This window comes from Flavobacterium sp. DW-iso2, from assembly GCF_058725285.1.
In genome coordinates this window covers 153,651-177,089 of sequence record NZ_JBZXDY010000005.1, presented here as the reverse complement: position 1 = coordinate 177,089, position 23,439 = coordinate 153,651, and the positions used below count along the sequence as shown (strand labels likewise).

The following is a 23,439-nucleotide window of genomic DNA, read 5'->3' as shown; positions in this document are numbered from 1 at the left end:
TACTTGGTATTCTTTTGATTTCTATTTAATGACCCCTTCTACTTCGTGGTTCCACTCAACGCATTTAGTTTTTCACTTAGTTCTATCATTCCGGCTTTTAATAAGCACTCCCCTCCTAGTGCCCGCAACTCTTCCAAATTTTCATCTGGAACACTGGTCAATAAGTTTGATGCTTTATCATCTACTTTAGTCAATAATCCACGTTCGATAACATGGTTTAATAACAATACATTTTTACGGGAGATTTTCAAATCAATCTTCACCAGCTCATTCATGCCAGGGATACTAAGGATCGTATCAAAAACCTGGGCTACATCATTTGTTGTTAGCATAATCTTCTCGTTTTAAATTAATAATTCAGTACTCCAAAAATAAGAAGCTTACTCCAATTTATCCCAGTCAAAATATGATGAGGATTGGTCAAGGGATTTAGCTTTTTTACTTTAGTAAGCGGAATCTGAATTATGAACCTGATAAAATGTATGTTATGAATTTCAGCAACAATAGCTTTTCAATAGAGCAAGCCAAAGCAATAGATCTAGTTAACTACTTAAAGTCCTTGGGTTTTGAACCTGAAAAAATTAGGTACAATGACTACTGGTACCTTTCGCCATTTAGAGATGAAAAAGAAGCGTCTTTTAAAATCAATCGCAGATTAAATCGTTGGTATGACCACGGCCTTGGCAAAGGCGGAAACTTGATTGATTTTGGTATCGAATTTTACAAGTGTACCATTCCTGAATTACTACGCAACTTAAGTGGTAATCTTTCTCTTCAACAGCCACTACTTTCCTCTTTAGAAAATAGTGTTCAGCAAGAACCCAAAATTAAGATTGTGGAAGTAAATACACTGACTTCGTATTCGCTATTACGCTATCTCGAACAGCGTACTATTCCAGTTGCAATTGCTCAACAGTTTTGCAAGGAAGTTCACTATAGTTTAAATGATAATACCTACTACGGAATTGGTTTCAAAAATGATTTGGGAGGCTATGAAATTAGAAATCCCTATTTCAAAACAACAGCTTCACCAAAGGGAATAACCACATTCGAAAATGGCAGTAATGAGGTAGTCGTTTTTGAAGGCTTTTTTGACTATTTATCCTTTAAAGCGATGACCAAAAACCTTCCTGAAAATAGTCAGGATTTTGTGATTCTAAACTCTGTTTCTTTTTTCGAAAGAGCACGTCTTTTTATGGAAAATCATGAATCCATTCGGCTTTATCTTGACCGGGATGAAACAGGTCAAAGTTATACCAAGCGTGCACTTTCTCTGAGTACTAAATACAAGGATGAAAGTACGCTTTATCGAAACTACAAAGACCTCAACGATTGGTCAGTGAATTTTGGAAAGTCAAAAAAGAATAATTTGAGGCATAAAAACAGTTAGCTACTATTCCATTTCTCAAAGTAAATTAGTACTATCCCATGCAATTTACTAAAAACAGCTTTTATGAACTAAGGCCATTAAAAGTAGCTAAAAGATTGCCACGTTCCTGCAATCGGCCAGATGTCCGGTTGTTAAACAACCGAGTCTGGCTGCCTATCACTCGGGACTCGTAGGCAGTGAAACTGAAAAGCAAAAAAAAGGCCTAAACACAATGAAATGAAGTATTGCCGCTCCGCATGGACAAGTTGAAAATATTGAATTAATGAGTAAAATGAGAGATTATGGAAAAAGGAAATTCAAACCGAACACGCATAATTGGGCTACGTTTAACAGCTGCCGAGTATGCAAAAATAGAGCGAAAATGGAAAGCCAGTACCTGCCGAAAACTGAGTGATTATGTACGCAGAAGTCTTTTTGATAAGCCTATTGTAACTACCTACAGAGACGCTTCGTTGGATGAATTTATGTTGCAAATGATTCAGCTGCGAAAAGAGCTAAATGCAATAGGTAATAACTTTAATCAGGCTGTAAAAAAGCTTCATATTCTCCAGCAGATTCCTGAATTTAAAATTTGGTTGATTCGCTATGAACTAGAAAGTAAAATTCTTTTTAATAAGATTGATGAAGTTAAAAAATCCATCCAAAAATTTGCAGAATTATGGTTACGGTAATCAAAACAGGACACTCTATTCATCGTATTTTAAACTACAATGAAAACAAAGTCAAAGAAGGAGTGGCGGTATTTATGGGGGCAGGAAATTACCCTATTGACGATGCTAATTTGGCAATAAATATAAAGCTGAATCGGATGTTAAAACAAACTGCCTTAAACGAAAATGTGACACGAAATAGCGTACATATTTCTTTGAATTTTGACCCTTCAGAAACATCTTTATCTAAAGAAAAACTAATGGCTATTGCGCATACTTATATGGAGAAAATTGGCTTTGGCCAACAACCTTATTTGGTCTATCAGCATCATGATGCGGGACATCCTCACATTCACATCGTCTCCATAAAAGTGAGGGAAGATGGAAGCAGAATTGATACCCAAAACATTGGTCAAAACCAGTCTGAAATAGCCAGAAAAGAAATAGAAATTTCTTTTGGTTTAGTTCCCGCTGAACGTCATAAAAGAAAACAAGATTATGAACTCAGGCCAGTTGCAGCTAGCAAAGTGTTATATGGCCATACTCCCACTAAAAGAGCTATAACTATGGTGCTCGATGTAGTGCTAAACCAATATAAATACACGAGCCTTCCAGAACTTAATGCAGTCTTGCAACAATACAATATATTGGCTGATCGCGGTAGCGAAAATTCGAGGGTGTTTGCCAATAAAGGATTACTATATCGGATTCTAGATCAAAATGGAAATAAGGTTGGAGTACCCATTAAAGCGAGTGACTTTTACAGTAAGCCAACGCTTAAATTTCTAGAAGAGAAATTCATTCAGAACGAACAGCGTCGAAAGCCTCATAAGCTAAGGGTCAAAAACACGATTGATCTTCTATTACTGAGTAAGAAAACGGTCAGACTTCCAGAACTATTAGAAAGATTGGAAAAAGAGGGTATCAAGGCTGTACTTCGTCAGAATACCGATGGTTTACTTTATGGTATCACCTATGTTGACCATAGAACAAAGTGTGTTTTTAATGGCAGCGCTTTGGGAAAACAATACAGTGCTAAAGCAATTCAAGAGCGTTGCGGAGCAGAATCTGCTAGTCAAAATAAAACAACTTTTAGAATTAAAAATTCTAGGGAGGGTCAGCGTCAATGGGATTCTCAAGATTCTATTTTAAAAGAGACTTCGACCGTACTCCCTATTAGCGATTTAGGAAAAGTATTGGATCCGTTACTACAGCCAGAACAAGCATCCGATTATTTACCGAAGCAGTTAAAAGGAAAGCGCAAAAAGAAGAAAAGAAAAGGACATTCTGATAATCAGTAAACTATTAAATTATGGCTATGCAAACTGGAGAAAACGACCAAGCCTTGAGGAAAATATTAGATATGACTCGGCTTATCAGCATCCTACTTTTAGGATTGCATTTTTACTATTACTGTTACTCCTCTTTCAAATTCTGGGGATTCAGTAGTGCATTTAGCGACCAGATCTTAGGCAATATTTATAAGGCTGGTTTATTTAGTAATTTTCATAAGTCAAAGTTATTTGCCTTAGGATTTCTTTTCATTTCTTTATTGGGTGCCAAAGGCAGAAAACAAGAGAAACTAAATTATAAAACAGCTTTTGCTTATATTAGTACGGGACTATTAATCTATTTTTTAAGTTCGCTTTGCTTACTACTCAAAATCAATATAACGGAAGTAACGATTTTGTACATTTCGATTTCTTCGATTGGTTTTCTATTGATACTTTCTGGAGGTACTATTCTCTCCCGAATCATTAAAAACAGACTAAATAGCAAAGATATCTTCAACAAAGAAAATGAGACTTTCCCACAAGAAGAACGCCTACTCGAAAATGAATTTTCGATCAATCTTCCAGCGCGTTATCATTTGAAAGATAAGGTACGAAACAGTTGGATTAATATTATCAATCCTTTTCGAGCTTTGATGGTTTTGGGGTCTCCAGGATCCGGAAAATCCTATTTTGTTATTCGGCATGTGATTACCCAACATATTCGAAAAGGATTTACCATGTTCGTCTATGATTTTAAATTCGATGATCTTTCCAGAATAGCTTATAATACGTGGCTGAATCACAAACACGAATATCCTATAGGTCCTAAATTTTACATCATCAATTTTGATGACTTAACACGAACCCACCGATGCAATCCGTTAGATCCTTCTGCTATGACGGATATTACAGATGCAGCCGAATCCGCCCGCACTATTCTTATGGGACTCAACCGAGAATGGATCAAACGTCAGGGCGATTTTTTTGTGGAATCTCCTATCAATTTTCTAACAGCTATTATCTGGTATTTAAAAAAATACAAGGAGGGACAATTTTGTACGCTTCCCCATGTGATTGAACTCATGCAAGCGGACTATGACAGTCTCTTTACCCTATTGCGCACGGAGAATGAAGTCGAGGTATTAATAAACCCTTTTGTCAATGCCTACCTCAACGATGTTATGGAACAATTAGAAGGTCAGATCGCTTCCGCCAAAGTAGCGATGGCACGTCTCTCCTCTCCCCAACTGTATTATGTTTTATCTGGAAACGATTTTACGTTAGATATCAATAATCCAGAAGAGCCAAAGATTGTTTGCATGGGAAATAATCCACAGAAAATACAAATATATGGTGCTGTTTTATCACTCTATGTAAGTAGGCTGATCAAACAAGTAAATCAAAAAGGCAAACAGAAAAGCAGTTTGATATTTGATGAATTCCCAACAATATATCTCAACAATATGGATAGCCTTATTGCCACTGCACGATTTAATAAAGTCGCCACTTGTTTGGGGATTCAAGACTTCAGTCAGCTCCGTAAGGAGTATGGACGCGAACAGGCTGATGTAATTATGAACATCACCGGAAATATTGTTAGCGGTCAAGTAACAGGAGATACTGCCAAGCAACTTTCGGAGCGATTTGGGAAAATTATGCAGGACAGAGAAAGCCTTTCAATTAATAGCGGAGATACTTCTATAAGCCGTTCTAAACAATTAGAGTCTGCTGTGCCACCCTCCAATATTTCGTCTTTAAGTTCTGGTGAATTTGTAGGTATGGTAGCTGATGATCCTGACTGCAAAATTGAATTGAAGACTTTTCATTGCGAAATTCTAAATGACCATCAAGCACTAAAAAAAGAACAGGATAACTATAAAGAAATTCCAATTATTCGAAAGTTAGACAATGCCATGGTGCAGCGTAATTATCTTCAAATTAAACAGGATGTGCAGGACATTATTCATTCTGAGATGGAACGTTTGCTGAATGATCCTGGACTGGCTTACTTGGTGTTGAAGAAGTAGTCGATTGTATTGACTATTACGCCAAAGAAAGATTTTAGCTCAAATAAAGATCATCAATTTGCAAAAGACATGTATCTATTTAGTTTTTATTGTAGAGGAATGAATTTTATAGACTTGCTAAAATTAAACAACTCAAATTTGTACGATGGTAGACTATCCTATTTAAGAACTAAAACTGGGGTACACTTGAATTTTAAGCTGCGGGATCATTCGCTTAAGATACTAGAAGTTTACAATCAAAAATCAATGAACGCCTATTTATTCCCTCTTTTACTGACGGAAGAGATGACCACTAAACAGATTAAATACCGTAGTCATAAATTACTTGGGCAAATAAATCCAGGGCTGAAAGAAATGATGGAAGTTTTAAAAATTAGCAAGCATATCACTTTTTACACTGCGCGACATACGTTTGTAACATTTCTAAAATTTGAAACTACACCAATTGATGCCATTAGTGAAATGCTTGGTCATACCGAGATCAGAACTACTCAGGCCTACCTTAATAAACTACCCAACAAAAAACTAGATAAAATCATTGATGATGTATTTGAAAATTCCAAATATTTCAAAAAAAGTTAGATACATAATGCAGTAAACTGTTTTATAACAAGTTTGTTTACATCAAGAAAATGCGGTGGTAATTGTTGCTAATCACCGCATATATATATATATGATGATTATTACCGCTATATCAGCAATTTCACATCTTTCTTACTTTTCATAAGTAGAAACTATCATTTATTACTTAAATTTACTGCAATAACAGTAATATCGACTTATTTTCTATTAAAAAATTTAATACATTAAATAAATACCGTATTTTTACCGCCTAAACAGTATAAAATGAATGATTTCAATTTAGGAACTTTGATAAAAGACCATCGAAAAGAAGCTGGACTTACCCAACTGGAGTTGGCAAACCTTGCAGGAGTAGGAAAAACTACTGTTTTTGATATTGAAAAGAACAAAGAAACGATACGCTTTAATAATCTGCTTGCAGTACTTAAGGTATTGAATATAAAAGTAGAATTCATCAGCCCTCTAAATAAATAAACATGAGACAAGCAATAGTATTGGTTCACGGCAATAGAGCTGGAATCTTGTCCGAGATTACGAATAAAGAGTATCATTTTGAATATGATCTTGATTATAATGGTGAATCGGTTTCTTTGACTATGCCTACAACACATAAAAAATACAGTTACAACTCCTTTCCTTCATTTTTTGAAGGATTATTACCCGAAGGTGTGATGCTAGAAGGATTGTTGCGCATTGGCAAAATTGACAAAAAAGATTACTTCTCTCAACTCATTGCTACAGGAAATGATTTAGTAGGATCTGTAACGGTTAAAACATTGGAAAATGAATAGATGTCCCATTACTTACGAACTGTGCGGAACAGATAAATACAGCGTAAAAGGAATGCGTCTTATCGCCCCGAAATTGACGCACTTAAATGATTTGCCCTACACTGCTGTAGAACTTCGACAAGAAGCGGCTAATAGAGCCAAAAAACTATCCATTCAAGGGGTACAACCAAAACTTAGTGCTGCGGTTTCCATTGTAGATCAAGAGTTTAAAATTGTAGATCAGTTTGGTACCTATATCATCAAACCACAAAATGATTTATTCCCACAATTGCCCGAAAATGAGGATATAACCATGCGAATGGCAAAAGCATTTGGTTTGGACGTTCCTTTTCATGGAATGTTGTACGGAAAAGATGGAAGTTTGTCTTATTTCATAAAACGTTTTGATCGTCACGGCAAAGGAAAAAAATGGGCAACCGAAGATTTCGCACAGTTAACGGGACATACGAGAGATACCAAATACCATTTTACTATGGAAAAACTAATTCCGGTATTGGATGAATATTGTTCTTTTCCGGCTATTGAGAAAGCAGACTTTTTTAAAAGAATTCTTTTTTGTTTTGTAACTGGAAATGAAGACATGCACTTGAAAAACTTTTCTTTGATTACCAAAAATGGTAAAACTACCCTCTCCCCTATTTATGATTTTCTGAATTCTACCATAGCGATTAAAAATCCCAATGAAGAAATTGCACTCCCCTTGAAAGGAAAAAAGAGCAACTTGAAAGCTACTGATTTTATAGAGTATTATGCTAAAGAAAGATTACAACTCAACGAAAAAACAATAGCTACAATTCTAGAACAAATGAAAAAAGCAACTCCTAAATGGCAGGAGTTGCTTGCAATTTCTTTTCTTACTGATGAAATGAAAGAGAAGTATTTGGAACTTTTGGAAATTAGAATAGCATTGTTTTAATGATCTACGCAAAAAATGCGGTGATTAAGTTGATTATTCACCGCATTTATTTACACATAGAAAATTACTTAAAGAACTACTCAAAATAGATTCTTAGATCAGTCATGGATTCATCAGCAAATATTATTTTTTTTATATCATAAATAGAAAATTTATTAGGTAATTTTTCTGTAATAATTTCTAAATAAGGATTTACTCTTTGATAAGGAATCCCATATTCAAATAACTTATTGATAATTATTAATGATTCGTTTTTAGGGTTATCAATACCAATAAATTTAGAATAAAATTGAGCTTTCTTTCTATTTGCTTCTTTAATTATATCATCTGATAATAAATTTATACCATTATATTCATTATACAAATCATTGATGTCTATGGTGAAATTTATCAAGGGTATAATCTTAAATGGTATAATATTATAAATCATCTCTATTAGAGAAGATATAATTTGAGATATGTCTATATTACTTTTTTTAGAGGCTAATTCATCGACCATTTGTGTAAAAGTTGAAAACCTTGAATTTATAGCAATATTAAAACAAACTACATCAATACCATGTTCAATCTTCCCTATGAATCCAAGAAAATACTTAGGTTTAGTCTGAGCATAATCAAGAAATATTTTTAATTGATTTACAGTGAAACCGTGTTTATTTAACAATTTACTTACCTCTATTTGAGGTACATTTTCATAATTAGAATGTTCTAAATATGGTTTTGGTGTAATCGGGTTTTCATTAGATGAATCTTTGCTTATGTCTGCTGTTTTATAAAATAAATCTTCTCTATTTATTTCAATAATTTCAGCACTATTCTCTAGTACAAATACTATGTCAATTTGTTCATAAGGAATATTGGCTTTTTCAAACTGCTGCTTATGTTTTGTATCATAATATATATTTCCAACTTTGTGCTGACCTAATCTCCCCGCTCTACCTATCAAATTTTTATATTTGACTAAATTTTTATCACCAAGTATATCTCTAGATGATACTATATAAATATTTTTCGTAGGAGTATTCACTCCTTCGATAATAGAACTTGTAGAAAGTAAATTTTTAATTAATGAGCTATTGAATAAATCAATTACCTTTTTTTGAATAAATTTTGGCATTGGACCGTAATGCACACCTATTCCAATTTTCAAGGCTTGAATTGGGAGCCAATCAGGATGAAAATCATCTTCAACTCTCTTTACCCATATATCTGTAATTTCAATTGGTAACTCTATTTCTTTTAAATTTTTAATATAGAAATCTTCTAATATTTTTGGTGAACTAAAATATATTAGATTGTTTTTTTCTACATTTTGTATATCTTCTTTTATTCTTTGATCTAAATTTTCAATTGAATTAAAATTTTTGGCTACAGGAGCATAATCTGATTTTAAAATATTAAATTTTAATTGATCTAATCCACTGATAGAATTGACCAAAGGCATTAATAAGATGATTTTTTTAGAAATATTTATTGTATCAATAAAAACACGATTTAGTATAACCTCTCTACTACCTTTTATTTTATCAGACAGCTTATAAGCTTCATCGATTACAAACAAGTCTATTTTATCAATGTAATGCTCTAGTATTTTATAATATTTCTCTTGTGTACCTATAAAAATGCTTTTATCACTTATTGTTTGAACTTTTTTTATAGAGTCAAAAATAGTATATCCTAAATCAGAGAATAAGGTTGTGAAATCTTCCAGCAACTCATCCGCTAATGAATTAGTTGGTACAATAAAAACTATGATATTGGGCTGATACTTAAAAATATATTCCTTCACAAGCATCGTTTTCCCAAAACTTGTAGGAGCAGAAATTATAGTTCTCTCACTTTCTACTATTCCATTATAAATTCTAATTTGTTCAGATGTAAATGAAATATTTGTATTATGACTCAATTCATTTTTTTCTTGTATAAATTCAAGTTGTTTAGAAAAAAAGGATTCATCTTTTTTTTCGTCATAATAAGGAGATAAATCAAACATGAACAAATCTTCTAATGTTACGGTTTCATCCGAGCTATCTAAAAGTTTGATTAATTCTTCTCTATTTTTCTGATTTATCATATCCCTTTCAATTTAATTATTAGATCTAAAGCTTTTCTTTGAGCTTTAAAGATTAATTCATTTTTTGATTCTATTGGTAAATGATATAGATGAACATTGTAATGAGCTTCTAATTCTTTGATTTTAATCTTTTCTATCAGATTATATGACTTGTCATAATTACTAACAGGATCTTCTTTTGTATGCAAAACAAACCCTGATAAAATCAAAGATATTTTTTTTATTTCCTCAACAGTTTTTATGCAAATATTCCCATCAATACCTTTTAAAATTATCTCTTTATCAGATCCTATTACTTTTGATATGTAATCCTCTAATTTACTAAGGAATGATGTATCCTTTACAATTTTATCAATACCACCATATAGTTCACCATAAAATTTAGCTTCACCAAGTACTAATTTTTCGTCACTAAACATACACACATCTGCACCTGTTCCAACAACCTTCAAATTATCGCCAACATTAATAACTCCAATTATTAATTTGGAATCTAAAAATTGAATATTTAATCTGGCAAGTAAGGCTTCTGCGAAAAAAGAGTAATATGATTGAATTTTATTGTCATCAATAAACTTTTTAATTTCAGCATCTGTAATTTCATGTTCTCTATTTTTAAAACTATTTTCAATAAATCTTTGTAGTTGTTTTATTCGATCATTAGTACTCAATGGTTTATCGACCTGAAATAAATAATTAAGGTTTGTTTCATCATATAAAACATCAAGAATATAAGTATCTAAATCAGCTAATAATAATGTGTGTTCATAAATACTAAATTCATATTTAGTACATTTACTCTTAGATTTATTGGTTATAGTTAATGACATTTAGGTTTTCTAGTAATTTTATATTAGTTTATAGTTTTAATTCTGTAATTTCGATAGACGTTATAACAACATGTTTTGAACTCGATAAGTTAGTTTTCAATCATCTTTGTATTAATACAAGTTAATTTAGTAAAGTTTCGTTTTTATATTTCCGTTATCCTAAGCCACCATCCCCTTTTCAAACAACTCCACAAACTCCTTCATTTTAGCAATTATCCGATCACCAATAACTCTTGCTTGCAAAATACTAGGTCTATTGTCTAAGCATTGAAAAACCTCGTCTTTTATGGGTTCTCGTCCACTGTAGATGTACGCATCGATTAGGGCTTTGAACTGGGCTTTGTCCAGGTGTTCTTCTTCGCAGAGTTTACCTAAGGCTAGAACTTTTTGCTCTTGCCAGAATTTTTCAAACTCCTCTTCTATGGCATCGCCGTCTTTGATGTGCGGCATGTTTTCGTCAATGAATTTCTGGATCAACTCACGTTTGCTTCTTAGCTTGATGTCTCCGCCTAATAAATCCAATATGGCTTTTCTTTGGGCTTTGGCTTCTGAGGTGTTTGCGCCTTTCAATTGTGATAATAATTTCAGGATATAAGCCACTCCTATTTTATCCCGGTGTATCAACTCTAATTCAAAATCAATATCATCTAGGATCGAAGTTTTCTGTACTTGGGTGTCTTGCTTCACCTTTTCGTACAAGTCTAGGTACTTCCCTTTGTAATCTTCAAATTCTTGTTGCTCTATTTCTAAATCCTCCCAATCAAAATCAGTGTAGGATTGTAAGACATTCATGTTACGCATCAATTTCCGGAAGGCTTGCACAAATAAAGCTTGCGCTTCTTCGTCTTTCAAATCATTTACGCTCTGGTATGTTGGTGTGATTTCACGCAATGCTTTCAAGGCGTCGGCAAATTTTTTGGCTATTTTTTCATAGTCGGGAATCGTAACTACGTCTATGGCGTCTTTGTTCGAAAACAAAGTAATCGCATCGTCGGTCGCTTTTTTGAGGTTTCTAAAGGACAGAATGTTCCCTTGTGACTTCTGTTCTCCTAGTATCCTGTTAGTCCTTGAAAATGCCTGAATTAAGCCGTGCTGCTTCAAGTTTTTATCTACGTACAAGGTATTTACTTTCTTGGCATCAAAACCGGTAAGCATCATGTTGACTACAATGACAATATCTAAACGGTCTTTCTTATCATTGAAGTTTTCTTTCTCACGGTTTTTTAAACGTCCACTAATATCATTAAAATACGATTCAAATAATTTGGAGTCTCTGGTGGTAAAACTACCATTGTACATTAGGTTGTAATGCCCAATATACGTTTCTAGTTTATCTCTGCTGTGACTTGATGAATAACTACTTTCTGGTTCGGCTGCTACATCAAAATCATAATCTCCTGGTAAAAAATCTTGTGCTTCGTCTGAATCTTCATTGGCACCATAGGTAAAAATGGTCGCTATGCGCAAATCGTGTTCTCCCGCTTCTTTCTTTTGTTGAAAGAAATCATAATACTGCATGGCATTGTCAATACTACTCACGGTCAACAGTGCCGAATATTGCTTGCTGAACGTTTTCTGATCGTGGTAGGCTATAATGTAATCGACAATTTTCTCAATCCGTTTGGGCGAATCCAGCACTTCTTGTTTGTCTATTTCTTCTACTTCAATATCAATAAAAGATTTGCTTTTATTTTTGTATTTCCCCACATATTCTATTCCAAAAGGCAAAACGTTTTGATCATGAATCGCATCGGTAATGACGTATTTATGGAGGCAGTTGCCGAACAAATCTTTGGTGGTTCGTTTTCCCTTGTCGTTTTTGGAAGCGTTTTCGGCAAAAATAGGCGTACCAGTAAAACCGATCAGCTGACTTTTATCAAAAAACTTCGTAATGCGCTCGTGGGTTTCCCCAAATTGAGAACGATGGCACTCATCAAATATAAAGACGATCTTCTTATGACGCAATGGTTCAATACTGTGTTTGAATCGATCTGAAACAGCATTGTTTAATTTCTGAATCGTAGTTAAAACCAGTTTGGTATTGTCCGTCAGTTGCTTTACTAAGGATTGTGTGTTGTCAGTCACATCAACGCTGTCTTTCTTGAAGGCGTTGAATTCATTCATCGTTTGGAAATCTAAATCTTTTCTATCGACTACAAATACCACTTTGTGCACTTCTGGCAAATCCATTATAATTTGGCTCGCTTTGAAAGAGGTTAAGGTTTTCCCCGAACCCGTAGTGTGCCAAATATAAGCGTTATCGCTAGAATGTTTAACCTGATGAATTATAGCTTCGGTAGCGAAATATTGATACGGACGCAAAATCATCATGACTTTGTGCGTCTCGTTGATGACAATATAATGCGCTATCATTTTGCCCAAATGGGTTGGGTTTAAAAATGCTGCTGCAAATTCTATTAATTCGGTAATATTTTTGTTATTGGCATCAGCCCAAAAGAAGGTCTGTTTGACCGATTGTAATTTATTATTGGCTAAATACTTCGTATCTACACTATTGCTAATCACAAAGAGTTGCACGTATTGAAACAAACCGTGATTGCTCCAGAACGAATGTTTTTGGTAGCGATTAATTTGGTTAAAGGCTTCTTTAATTTCGGTGCCGGAACGTTTGAGTTCTATTTGTACCAAAGGCAAGCCGTTGACCAAAAGCGTCACATCATAACGGTTCTTGTAGCTTCCTTCTTGACTGATTTGGTTGGTTACCTGGTATACATTAGCAGTTGTATCTTCACTATTAAAAAAACGAACATAAAACGAAGTCCCATCTTCCTTAGTCAATTGAAAACGATCGCGTAGGGTTTTGGCTTTTTCAAATACATTGCCTTTGGCGAGATGATTCAAAACGGCATCAAACTCTTTCGTACTGAAGCTAGTTTCGTTAAACAATTCCAATTGGCTTTTCAGGTTAGCGACTAAGGAGTCTCCGTCCTGAATTCTTACAGACGCATAACCTAAACCCCGCAATTGCTTGATTAGGTTGTTTTCTAGTTGTGCTTCAGATTGGTGACTCATATTATTTTTGTTCTGCGTTTTTTATTTCCAAATAGGTTCATTTTCCCAATCTAATGTATTTCCTTTTCCGTCTGATGGAATGCCGATGTATTGAATAGGTACTGTTGGGTATTTTTTAAATAGGTTTTGAAGCTTATCCTTTAAACTATTTCCAGGATTTGCTCGCGTTATCAAGTATTTCAAAACACAAATGAAGTAAAACATTCTTTTATTGTTTTCGAATGGCTTACTTACCCAATTACCAACAGGTTTTAACAATTTTTCTGGTTCAATAGCCAAATCTCTGTTCCATAATCTCGAATGATGCGCACAAATATTTCTCACATACGTAAGCGTATGAAGCCAAGATACGAATACCGTTGGATGAACATCAAAGAAATTGGCAATCCGTTTTTTATCACTGTTGTTTTTTAATCCTCGGTACAGATGAGATAATTCACCCATCGTTAATAATTCTAAACACATCCACGATGGCGGATTGGAGGGTTTGCTGTAATGATCAATATAATGTTTGATAAACACTTCTGGCGTTCTTGCGGTTTTGGATTTAGAGATAATGGACTGAAAATTAGAATACGGGTCGGCAAGATTTCCTATTTTGTTGTAATAAGGGGTAATAAACAGATTTTGATTGTCCTGCCAATGGGAATCGTTATAATGCGTTGCCATTCCATAAACCATTTGCGTACGAATGGCCACTTCAATGCGTTCAATACAATCAAAAACTAGTAATCTTAATTCCCGGTCAAACGAATACGTTTCGATGATTTGTTTGAAGTTGGTATTGGGATTAAATTTATCCTTCGTTTTCTGATAAGGCAAAAAATAAGCACTCAACCGATAATAACTTATTTCCTGTAAATAGTCAATTGCCTTTGGCTCATTGTCAAAGACTAAATCCCTTTGTTTCAAAAGCGATACTTGATCCTGAAAGGATAAAGGTGTTTTGTTGTAGTTTTTTTTACTCATGGTACAAAAAGAAAAAACCTCTCAAGTGTGCATCTAAGAGAGGCATGAGAGGTGTATTATTGTTAGTTGAGCAACTGTCAGTATAAAAAAATCGAGACACAATTGTGGCGATTTGTGGCACAAATATCCGACATTTTTTTAAATCTACGATCTTTTTTAACGCTATTTTCATAATCAATTCATCATATTATATTTTTATAAAGGTGTCGAATTCGATACCTTTACCTTTTTACTGTCTTTATTTATACAAACAATTGCTGCAGCAATCCCTTTTTCCACATCCCAACCTTCTCTATTTGTTCTTGGCAATGATTGATTTTTTCATCGATTGCCGATAGAAAATTCGCGATTTTGGTTTGTTCTGGTAAGGATGGAAAATTAAATGTTAGCGTTCTTAATTCTATCATTGTTAATGCTTTTTGTGTTGAACCAATCGAAGTTTTTATTAATTCACTATTTTCCCATTCTAATATAATCTCCAAGAAACAAGCATTTTCAGTTATGTTTTTTAACCAAATTAGATTTCCATCTTTAAAATAAAATGGATCATCATTTCTTATTCTTAAAACATTACCTAAAGTTCCAACAGCAGTAATTAGAATGTCGTTTTTTAAAGGAATACCATATTTAGATTTAAAATCGTCATATCTTTCTTTTGATATAAATAATAAATCCGAAGGTAATTTGTTCAACCTTAATTCAGAAATTTCCTTTCCTCTATAAAAAGGTATTCCTTCGCTTACATAATCATTTAAATAAACTCTTTTACTAGAAGTCATTACACAAACCTCCCCCAATTTTTTCTTCTCCCAATCCGGATAATCATTGCCATTATCATCTTTAAACCTCAATTCTTGAGCGAAAATTTGCTGCATCACGCCTTTTTTGTATTGCTCCAAAAGGCTTTTCTTTTTCTTTAAGGCGGTTAACTTTTCATCTACTGCCGTTAGGAAAGAAGCGATTTTGGTTTGTTCTGGGAGAGTTGGAAACGGTAAGAATATTGAATTTAAAGTTTCTTGTCCAATATTGTACCTTGTACTACCACCAGATTTGGAAGTTATCGCATCTCTTGATATGTCGGTTTTCAATAACTTATTTAGAAAAACAGGATCGTACTCGCCAATCTTTTTTCCTCTAATAACAAATCCTCCAAAAGTTGCAGGAACTTCTTTGTCAAGGTAAACACTAGCAGTACCAACCTCTTCTCTTGTTTCGGAACTTCTTTGAAAAAGAATATCTCCATAATTTACAGAAAACTTGTTAGCAATATCTTCTTCGACATCAACGCTGCCAATAATTTTTTCATGCGTTATAAAATCGTTATTCAGAATGTCTAAGACGTTGATAAATTTTACACCTCGTCCATATTGCTCCTTTGTCGCATTTATACCATTTTTAAATTCTAGTAAATTACCTAACTTTTTCTCTTCCCATTCACTTGTAAACTCAGGAAAACGCAGTTGCGGTATCTCAGTTTTTTTCCTTCCGATAAGTTGTGCTACTGTACTCATTAAAATGGGGTTTCAATTCCTAATTCGGCACAAAAAGATTCAATCGTTTTATCCGTTTCTCCTATTTGTATTTCCAAGGCTTTTATTTCTTTTGCAACGGCATTAATATCAATACTTGCTTCGGCTTCAAAAGTATCTACATAACGAGGGATGTTTAGGTTATAATCATTGTCTTCAATCAGTTTCAGTGTTGCTACCTTACTGTATTTGTCTTCTTCGGTACGGTTACGATAAGTACTTATAATTTTGCCAATATGCTCGTCCAGTAACACGTTTTGGGTCTTCACCTTGTCAAAATGTTGGCTGGCATCTATAAACAAAACGTCTTTTGTATTTTCCCTTTGTTTCTTGAATACCATGATACAAGTAGGAATAGAAGTTCCGTAAAAGATGTTCGCAGGCAATCCAATTACGGCATCAAGGTAATTTTTGTCTTCAATCAAGTATTTACGAATGTGACCTTCGGCGCCGCCACGAAACAAAACGCCGTGCGGCAAAACAATCGCCATCGTTCCGTTATCCGCCAATTGATGTACCATGTGTTGTACAAAGGCAAAATCGGCTTTAGAACTTGGAGCTAGTTTACCATAAGCAGAAAAACGCTCGTCAGTCATAAACAATGGGCTTGCGCTCCAGTTGGCCGAGAATGGCGGATTGGCAACGATGGCTTCAAAACGCTGTTCAATATGTTGTGGGCGTTCTAAGGTATCTTCGTTCTTGATGTCAAAACGTTTGTAGTGTACATCATGCATGATCATGTTCATACGACAAAGATTGTAGGTCGTAGGATTCATTTCTTGCCCGTAAAAAGCGCTAACGTCTTTGACTTCTTTGGCAACACGCAACAATAACGAACCTGACCCACAAGTTGGGTCATAGACACTTTTTAGTTTGTCTTTGCCCACGGTTACGAGTTGGGCGAGAACACTACTTACTTGTTGCGGCGTGTAGAATTCTCCCGCTTTTTTACCTGCTCCACTGGCAAATTGCCCAATGAGGTACTCGTAAGCATCGCCCAGGACATCGCTGTCGGTGTTTTCTAAATCAAAATCAATTTCATCCAGATGGGTAAGTACTTTTACAATCAATTCGTTTTTATCACTCTCCGACTTCCCTAATTTGTGAGAGGTTAAATCAAGATCAGAAAATAAGTTTCCAAAATCTTCTTCACTCTCAGATCCCATGGTACTTTGCTCAATGTGCGTGAGTACTTTGGCAAGGTCGCCCAGAATGAAATTGTTTTTTCCACCGGCATTTCCTCTATGCGCCAATTCAGAAAACAGCTCTGACGGTTCTAAGAAAAAGCCCAATTTATCAATGGCAAGTTGTTTTACTTCCTGCATTAGCAATGCTTCATCAGCATGTCCTTCAATCTCCTGAAAGGTTAATCCGTCTGGTTGTAGTATTTGGTTGGCATACAAATCCATTTTGGTACTCAGGTACTTGTAGAAGATGAAACCTAGTATGTAATCTCTAAAATCGTCGGCATCCATTTTACCACGTAGGGTGTTTGCGATGTTCCAGAGTTGTTGTTCTAATTTTTGTTTTTGTTCGGCTGCCATTAATTGTTTGTATTCAAATTTGTTTAAGATTGTGTAAGATAAGGTAATTCGTAGTTTTTAGCTTTTTTAGGCCGTTTTATTTTCGTACGTTCTATCTGCTTGGGTTTCTTTCTTAGTTAACATGCAAAATAACACTGATTTTGAGGATTAGGCAATACCCAGTTTTAGTGAGATTTATAAAGTTTATGCAACTAATTCAGAAAGTTTATTTGAGATGTATTTTGAAAAATGCTAGAACTGGCCACTTCATTTCCTATTCAACTAATTGTGAAAACGAATAATTAGTACATCTATCTGAACACCTTTAAATCATTTCATTAAAACCATCCAATTCTAATTATAAACCTTTGAGTCAGTTGTCACCGTAAAATGGCATATACAACAAAAGGTACTTGAGCAAACATTTCCAATTCTTAGAGACTAACCTTCGACAAATACTACAACAAAGTTAGGTAATAGGCTTCGGTTCGCTAGCAAAAAATTCCCCCATAAATACTCGGGTTCCCCTCCCTTTATTGCGTTGCTTTTTGCACTCGCTCGCCCATGACCTTTCGAGTTCTATTATTAATCTTTAATTATAGAAATCATGGAAAATCATGCTAAAAATCTAAATTGGGGAACTGTTTCAGAAATCCAATTGCATTACAAATCAAGAGTAAAAGCAGCCGAACGTCCTCTAATCACATCCTCTAAATCTGCTTATCAAATTGCTTTACAGATTTGGAATCCAAATACCATTGAATTCTTTGAGGAATTTAAAATCTTACTATTAAACAACAGCAACAAAGTACTAGGTGCTTATGAAATATCATCAGGAGGTATCACTGGAACTGTAGTTGATATTAGATTGATATTTGCCGCAGCCCTAAAAGCCAATGCTACTGGGATCATAATGATTCACAACCATCCCTCAGGTAAACTAATCACCTCTGAAGCTGACAAACAAATTACTGCTAAGGTTAAAGCAGCCAGTAAGATTCTTGATATCCAATTATTAGATCATTTAATTATTACTACAGAGAACTATTATTCATTTACTGATGAAGGGGCTTTATAGCCCCTTTTAATAATACTAAAAATGACAGACCTGAATTCAATTCAACTGTTTTTTAGTTTTTTTTGATCACTAAATCTGATTAGTTTATCGAATCAAAAATAAAATCTGTCGAGGAAATTTCGAAAAAAACAGAAATTTATAAACCGAACAACTAGAGTAGATTTCCCTAGCATTTTTGAAATTTATACTCCCTTATTTTTAAGGTAACTATCTTGAGGTGATTCCTGTTAATGAAACATAAGAATACCAAATATATATTTTAAGTAGAATTCTAAATCTCCAAAAGATTGTAACAAACTTAAATTAGTGTCAAAAACAATGTCAGGGTAAAATTACAGTTAAGGATTTTCATGTGAAGTACGTTAATAAATTTATAGACAGCGTCGCTGCTGAAAATCAATAAGTTGATGTTATTTTTGCTGCCAGAGTATGTGACGCCGCCATTTAATTCGAAAGTTTTCTGAACAGAGCCTAAACAAGTAAATCAAAATTTGTTTATCACCAATTCAAAACTATCTCTCAAACGAATATCTACAGAAGAAGCACCAATCATCAAATCAAAATCACCAGGTTCAGCTCCCCATTCTAATTCGTTATTATAAAATGACAGCTTTTCTTTGTCAATCCTAAACTTTAATTCTTTTGTTTCTCCTGCTTTCAATTTTATTTTTTGAAAATCTTTTAGCTCGATTATCGGTCGCACCACCGATCCTACTTTGTCTCTTAGGTACAACTGAACTACTTCTTCTCCAGCAACCTTTCCTGAGTTTTTTAAGTCTAAAGTAACTTCAATTATTTCACTTTCTTTTATCTTATTTTTCGAAAGTTTCAAATTAGAATATTCGAAATTCGTATAACTCAATCCATAGCCAAAAGAAAACTTAGGACTATTTTTCAAATCAATATATGCCGAGACATAATTAGTCGCCGTTTCGTTTGGTGCAGGTCTTCCTGTATTAAAATGATTATAATAAATAGGAATTTGACCTTCTTCTCTCGGAAAAGTCATAGGTAATTTACCTGAAGGATTATAATCACCAAACAATACATCAGCAATAGCATTACCCGCTTCAGTACCTAGCCACCAGGTGTAAACAATTGCGGGAACATTATCAGCGGTCCAATTAAAAATTAGCGGTCTTCCCGCATTGATTAGAACCACCACCGATTTTCCTGTTGCTAGTATGGCTTTTACCAATTCTTCTTGAACTCCAGGCAAATGAATATTACTTCTGCTCTTGGCTTCACCGCTCTGGTTCCAACTTTCACCAATACTTAAAATCACAATATCGGCTTGACTAGCTGCGGCAACTGCTTCTGCAAAACCATCTTTATTATCTCCATTTATTTCACAACCTTTGGCATAAAGTAATTTAGTATTGTTTCCTACTTTATTTTGTAAACCTTCCCATTGTGAAACTACTTCTTTATCATAATCCAAACCTGGTAATTCAACTGCCCAAAAACCCATGTTCTGCTTGTGTTCTTTAACTAGTGGGCCTATAAAAGCGATCGTATTCATTGTCTTAGATAAGGGTAAGATACTGTTTTCATTTTTCAATAAAACGATACTTTTTGCCGCGATATCCCTAGCTGCTTTCCTATGCTCCGGGTTATTCAATTCTTTTCCTTCACGCGCTGCATCTGAAAATTTATACGGATCATCAAACAATCCTAATTCAAATTTTTTACGCAAAATTCTTTTTACCGCGTCATCAATCAATGCAATTGGTACTTTATTTTCCTTCACTAATTCGGCTAAATGATAGCGATAAGCATTCCCTTCCATATCCATGTCGCTTCCTGCAAGTATGGCTGCTAAAGCCGCTTCTTTCTTAGTTTTTACATAACCATGGTTTTCCATTTCACTTATAGAACCCCAATCAGAAACTACAAAACCTTGAAAATTCCATTTCCCCTTTAGGATATCGCGCTGCAAATATTTATTTCCCGTAGCAGGAACCCCGTTAAGATCATTAAATGAATTCATAAAAGTTGCAGCACCTGCGTCCAACGCTGACTTAAAAGGAGGTAAATAGGTTTCCCAAAGCATCCTTTCACTAATATCAACCGAGTTATAATCTCTTCCGCCAACGGCAGCCCCATAAGCGGCAAAATGTTTTACACAAGCCATAACCGAATTGACATCTCCTAAATTTCCCTGAAAACCTTTTACTCTAGCATACGCGATTTTAGAACCTAAATAAGTGTCTTCTCCAGCGCCTTCCATTACTCTTCCCCAACGAGGATCACGACTAATATCGACCATAGGCGCAAAAGTCCAATGAATTCCGCTCGCGGCCGCTTCTGTTGCTGCAATCCTAGCTGAAAGCTCCATAGCTTTTAAATCCCAACTTGCTGCTTCCGCCAAAGGAATAGGAAAAGTAGTTTTAAAACCATGAATCACATCCTGACCAAATAACAAAGGAATTTTTAGCCTAGATTGCATGGCTAATTCTTGATATTGTCTGGTGTATTTTGTCCCAATAATATTCAGCATCGAACCCACATGACCGCCCTTGATGTCTTTCTCTTTGTTTGGATTTATAGTTATAGGGCCTGTCGCCTGATTGTCTCCCGTATATTGATTGAGCTGCCCTATTTTTTCTTCAAGTGTCATTTGCTTTAACAAAGCATTTACTTTTTGATCAATTATTTTTTGCTGAGCAATACCTAAAACGGTTACTGCTAAACACAATAGTGTGGTTATTTTTTTCATTTCTTCGATTATTAATTTGGTATTAAGCCCGATAGTCTTTTCAATCCATTCGCCTTTAACTTTCCGTAAAAAATTAAGAGAAACTCACTACAAATTGTAAAACTTACAAGATTATAATTCGCTAATTTAGTTTGTACAACTAATTTTTTTCGTGTGAATTTGATATTCTAACTTTACGAGACGTGACTAAAAAAATTGCTGATAAAAATTGTGTGTCATAACTTTCTAAAAGTAAATGCGCTGATTAATTGTCCACTTAGCCTACTTTTTTTCTTTAAATTCTAAATAATTAAACTTAAAACCTCCTTTTTCAAAGTGTACCCTGACTTTATTAGTTCCTTGTTTTAATGTAACGTTCTTCAGTACGACTGTATCCCATTTACCTAATGCTCCAGATGAAGGAATTGTTATATTTTGTGACAATTTGTTTCCTTTTTCATCCTCTAAAAACAATTTACCACCCACTTTTTTACTAAAGAACCGAATGGAAACATCAAATGTTTGAGCTTTGACCAGATCAATTGTGTATTGCAACCATTCTCCACTTTCAATAAATACCACATCAAAACCATTAGTAACCTCATCGCTGCAAACCTCAATATCGACGCCGTCATTTCTCATAACACCTCCTTTATTCCATTTGGTAAATTTGGTGCCGTCATAATTGATTACATCAGTATCAAAATAGGCATATCCATTTTGACCTAAATCATAGTCGGTAGCAAATATTTTACCAGGTACAATATGAGAAGAATATTCTTTTGTATCTGTAGTTTGTACTTGCCTGAACATCGCATCAATAACATCATACTTAATTACAGTGTTTTCTAACTTATAATTATTCGCTAATTCCATTAAGGTCGCTTTGGCGGAAGACACAGTAGGCTTCTTTCCTCCCTTTTCCCAATATTCCAAAAGTGTATCATAAGACGCTGGTTTATTAACTGAAGTAATTCCTGCTGTATTTTCCACTTTTTTCATTGGCCAAAAGGCCCAACCTATATTATTTGATTCTAATAAATTAATAGCTTCTTGAAACCAAACATTGGAGTTCTCTCCTCCTTCTCCCATCCAAATTGGGACATTGTATTTTTCTCTATAATCCAACATTTTTTGGATAGATCCCACATCATTTTTATTCCAATATTTATGAAAACTCAACGCCATATTATCATCCCACAATGGAAAAATCCCATTGTAATTATTTCCCCAGCAGTTCCCTTCTATGATAACTAAATGGTTCATATCTATAGCCCTAATGGCTTTTGTAATTCTTAATTGTAAAGCTCTCAATGGTGTATTTAGCTTTTCATCACAACCATTCTGGTTCGTTCCAGAAAAATTCCAATTAGGTTCATTAATGATGTCATAACCTCCTATCCAAGGATCGTCTTTGTAACGAGTCGCTAATTTTTCCCACAGCGCAACCATTTTATCCTGATTAGCTGTACTTTCCCAAAGCGATGGCTTAGAAGGATCGTAATCTGATATATTAGCATCTTTTCCTTGACCTCCCGGAGTCGCATGCAAGTCTAGAATCAAGTATATTTTGTTTGAAGTACACCAGCTTAGTAATTCGTCAGTTCTTTTAAAACCTTCTTCTAACCATGTTTGTTTTCCTGAAACTGTCTCTTGCTCGATTGGCAAAGTATAAAGGTTATAATGCATGGGCAATCGAATCGAATTAAATCCCCAGACAGCAAGTGAATCTACATCTTGCTTTGTAAATCCATTTGCTTTGTAAGAATCGTAAAACTCAGTTGTGTTTTCAGCTCCAATTAAATGAGTGATTTTCTGTTTAATTTCGCGCTGTGGCCCTGCAAAAGCTGATGTCTTTAGCATATATCCTTCCTGCACCATCAATCCGCCGATACCTAGACCTCTAAGAACAATATTGTGTCCCTTACCATCTTCTATATTTTGTCCATTTCGATGTAAAAATCCTTGCGAAAAGGCAGAAATTGAAAGGAATGTTAAAAGTACTACTAGTATTTTTTTCATGTAATAATTATTTAATGCTTATCGTTGTTGGGTATAGTCAATTCACGATCCAT

The 23,439-nt window shown here is 34.5% G+C and carries 18 protein-coding genes; 9 read left to right on the top strand and 9 right to left on the bottom strand.

The annotated features are described in order from the left end of the window. Window positions 1-38: 38 nt before the first annotated feature. Window positions 39-332 carry a hypothetical protein gene (locus AC4PRO_RS05550; RefSeq protein WP_492116612.1) on the bottom strand — a complete coding sequence of 98 codons (294 nt, stop codon included), beginning with the start codon at window positions 330-332 and terminating at the stop codon, window positions 39-41. Between the two features lie 155 nt (window positions 333-487). On the opposite strand from AC4PRO_RS05550, the gene AC4PRO_RS05545 reads away from it, so the two are divergent. From AC4PRO_RS05545 to AC4PRO_RS05510, 8 genes are all read left to right on the top strand, one after another. Next, window positions 488-1,390, top strand: a complete 903-nt coding sequence (locus AC4PRO_RS05545) for a DUF8464 domain-containing protein (protein ID WP_492116611.1) — start codon at window positions 488-490, stop codon at window positions 1,388-1,390. Between the two features lie 281 nt (window positions 1,391-1,671). Then, window positions 1,672-2,061, top strand: coding sequence for a plasmid mobilization protein (locus tag AC4PRO_RS05540; protein ID WP_074722683.1), 390 nt, complete (start codon window positions 1,672-1,674; stop codon window positions 2,059-2,061). Continuing rightward, window positions 2,049-3,341, top strand: coding sequence for a relaxase/mobilization nuclease domain-containing protein (locus AC4PRO_RS05535; RefSeq protein WP_492116610.1), 1,293 nt, complete (start codon window positions 2,049-2,051; stop codon window positions 3,339-3,341). Before AC4PRO_RS05540 ends, AC4PRO_RS05535 begins: the two co-directional genes overlap by 13 nt. A 17-nt stretch (window positions 3,342-3,358) precedes the next feature. Further along, window positions 3,359-5,341 carry a conjugal transfer protein MobC gene (gene mobC / locus AC4PRO_RS05530; RefSeq protein ID WP_492116635.1) on the top strand — a complete coding sequence of 661 codons (1,983 nt, stop codon included), beginning with the start codon at window positions 3,359-3,361 and terminating at the stop codon, window positions 5,339-5,341. A gap of 99 nt (window positions 5,342-5,440) precedes the next feature. Next, a complete protein-coding gene (locus AC4PRO_RS05525; RefSeq protein WP_175460264.1) occupies window positions 5,441-5,923 on the top strand; it encodes a tyrosine-type recombinase/integrase in 483 nt (160 codons plus the stop codon). 264 nt (window positions 5,924-6,187) lie between these two features. After that, window positions 6,188-6,397 carry a type II toxin-antitoxin system Y4mF family antitoxin gene (locus AC4PRO_RS05520; RefSeq protein ID WP_016989164.1) on the top strand — a complete coding sequence of 70 codons (210 nt, stop codon included), beginning with the start codon at window positions 6,188-6,190 and terminating at the stop codon, window positions 6,395-6,397. A gap of 2 nt (window positions 6,398-6,399) precedes the next feature. Continuing rightward, window positions 6,400-6,714, top strand: a complete 315-nt coding sequence (locus tag AC4PRO_RS05515; RefSeq protein WP_492116609.1) for a HipA N-terminal domain-containing protein — start codon at window positions 6,400-6,402, stop codon at window positions 6,712-6,714. Continuing rightward, window positions 6,707-7,630 (top strand): HipA domain-containing protein, encoded by a 924-nt coding sequence (locus AC4PRO_RS05510; protein WP_492116608.1) that lies wholly within the window; start codon window positions 6,707-6,709, stop codon window positions 7,628-7,630. The genes AC4PRO_RS05515 and AC4PRO_RS05510 overlap by 8 nt, the downstream gene beginning before the upstream one ends. A 76-nt stretch (window positions 7,631-7,706) precedes the next feature. On the opposite strand, the gene AC4PRO_RS05505 is transcribed toward AC4PRO_RS05510, so the two are convergent. From AC4PRO_RS05505 to AC4PRO_RS05480, 6 genes are all read right to left on the bottom strand, one after another. Next, entirely contained in the window at window positions 7,707-9,704 is a 1,998-nt protein-coding gene (locus tag AC4PRO_RS05505; protein ID WP_492116607.1) for a DEAD/DEAH box helicase, read from the bottom strand. Further along, on the bottom strand, window positions 9,701-10,534 hold the full coding sequence (locus tag AC4PRO_RS05500; protein ID WP_492116606.1) for a hypothetical protein: 834 nt from the start codon (window positions 10,532-10,534) through the stop codon (window positions 9,701-9,703). The genes AC4PRO_RS05505 and AC4PRO_RS05500 overlap by 4 nt, the downstream gene beginning before the upstream one ends. A 159-nt stretch (window positions 10,535-10,693) precedes the next feature. Continuing rightward, a complete protein-coding gene (locus AC4PRO_RS05495) occupies window positions 10,694-13,567 on the bottom strand; it encodes a type I restriction endonuclease subunit R (RefSeq protein WP_492116605.1) in 2,874 nt (957 codons plus the stop codon). A gap of 21 nt (window positions 13,568-13,588) precedes the next feature. After that, window positions 13,589-14,536, bottom strand: a complete 948-nt coding sequence (locus tag AC4PRO_RS05490) for an Abi family protein (RefSeq protein WP_492116604.1) — start codon at window positions 14,534-14,536, stop codon at window positions 13,589-13,591. 242 nt (window positions 14,537-14,778) lie between these two features. After that, window positions 14,779-16,047, bottom strand: coding sequence for a restriction endonuclease subunit S (locus tag AC4PRO_RS05485; RefSeq protein ID WP_492116603.1), 1,269 nt, complete (start codon window positions 16,045-16,047; stop codon window positions 14,779-14,781). Further along, a complete protein-coding gene (locus tag AC4PRO_RS05480; RefSeq protein WP_492116602.1) occupies window positions 16,047-17,609 on the bottom strand; it encodes a type I restriction-modification system subunit M in 1,563 nt (520 codons plus the stop codon). Before AC4PRO_RS05480 ends, AC4PRO_RS05485 begins: the two co-directional genes overlap by 1 nt. Before the next feature lie 586 nt (window positions 17,610-18,195). Here AC4PRO_RS05480 and AC4PRO_RS05475 point away from each other — a divergent pair. Then, window positions 18,196-18,666 (top strand): JAB domain-containing protein, encoded by a 471-nt coding sequence (locus tag AC4PRO_RS05475; protein ID WP_492116601.1) that lies wholly within the window; start codon window positions 18,196-18,198, stop codon window positions 18,664-18,666. 484 nt (window positions 18,667-19,150) lie between these two features. On the opposite strand, the gene AC4PRO_RS05470 is transcribed toward AC4PRO_RS05475, so the two are convergent. Continuing rightward, window positions 19,151-21,385 (bottom strand): glycoside hydrolase family 3 N-terminal domain-containing protein, encoded by a 2,235-nt coding sequence (locus AC4PRO_RS05470; RefSeq protein WP_074722260.1) that lies wholly within the window; start codon window positions 21,383-21,385, stop codon window positions 19,151-19,153. A gap of 261 nt (window positions 21,386-21,646) precedes the next feature. Next, on the bottom strand, window positions 21,647-23,386 hold the full coding sequence (locus tag AC4PRO_RS05465) for a cellulase family glycosylhydrolase (protein WP_492116600.1): 1,740 nt from the start codon (window positions 23,384-23,386) through the stop codon (window positions 21,647-21,649). Window positions 23,387-23,439 lie beyond the last annotated feature (53 nt).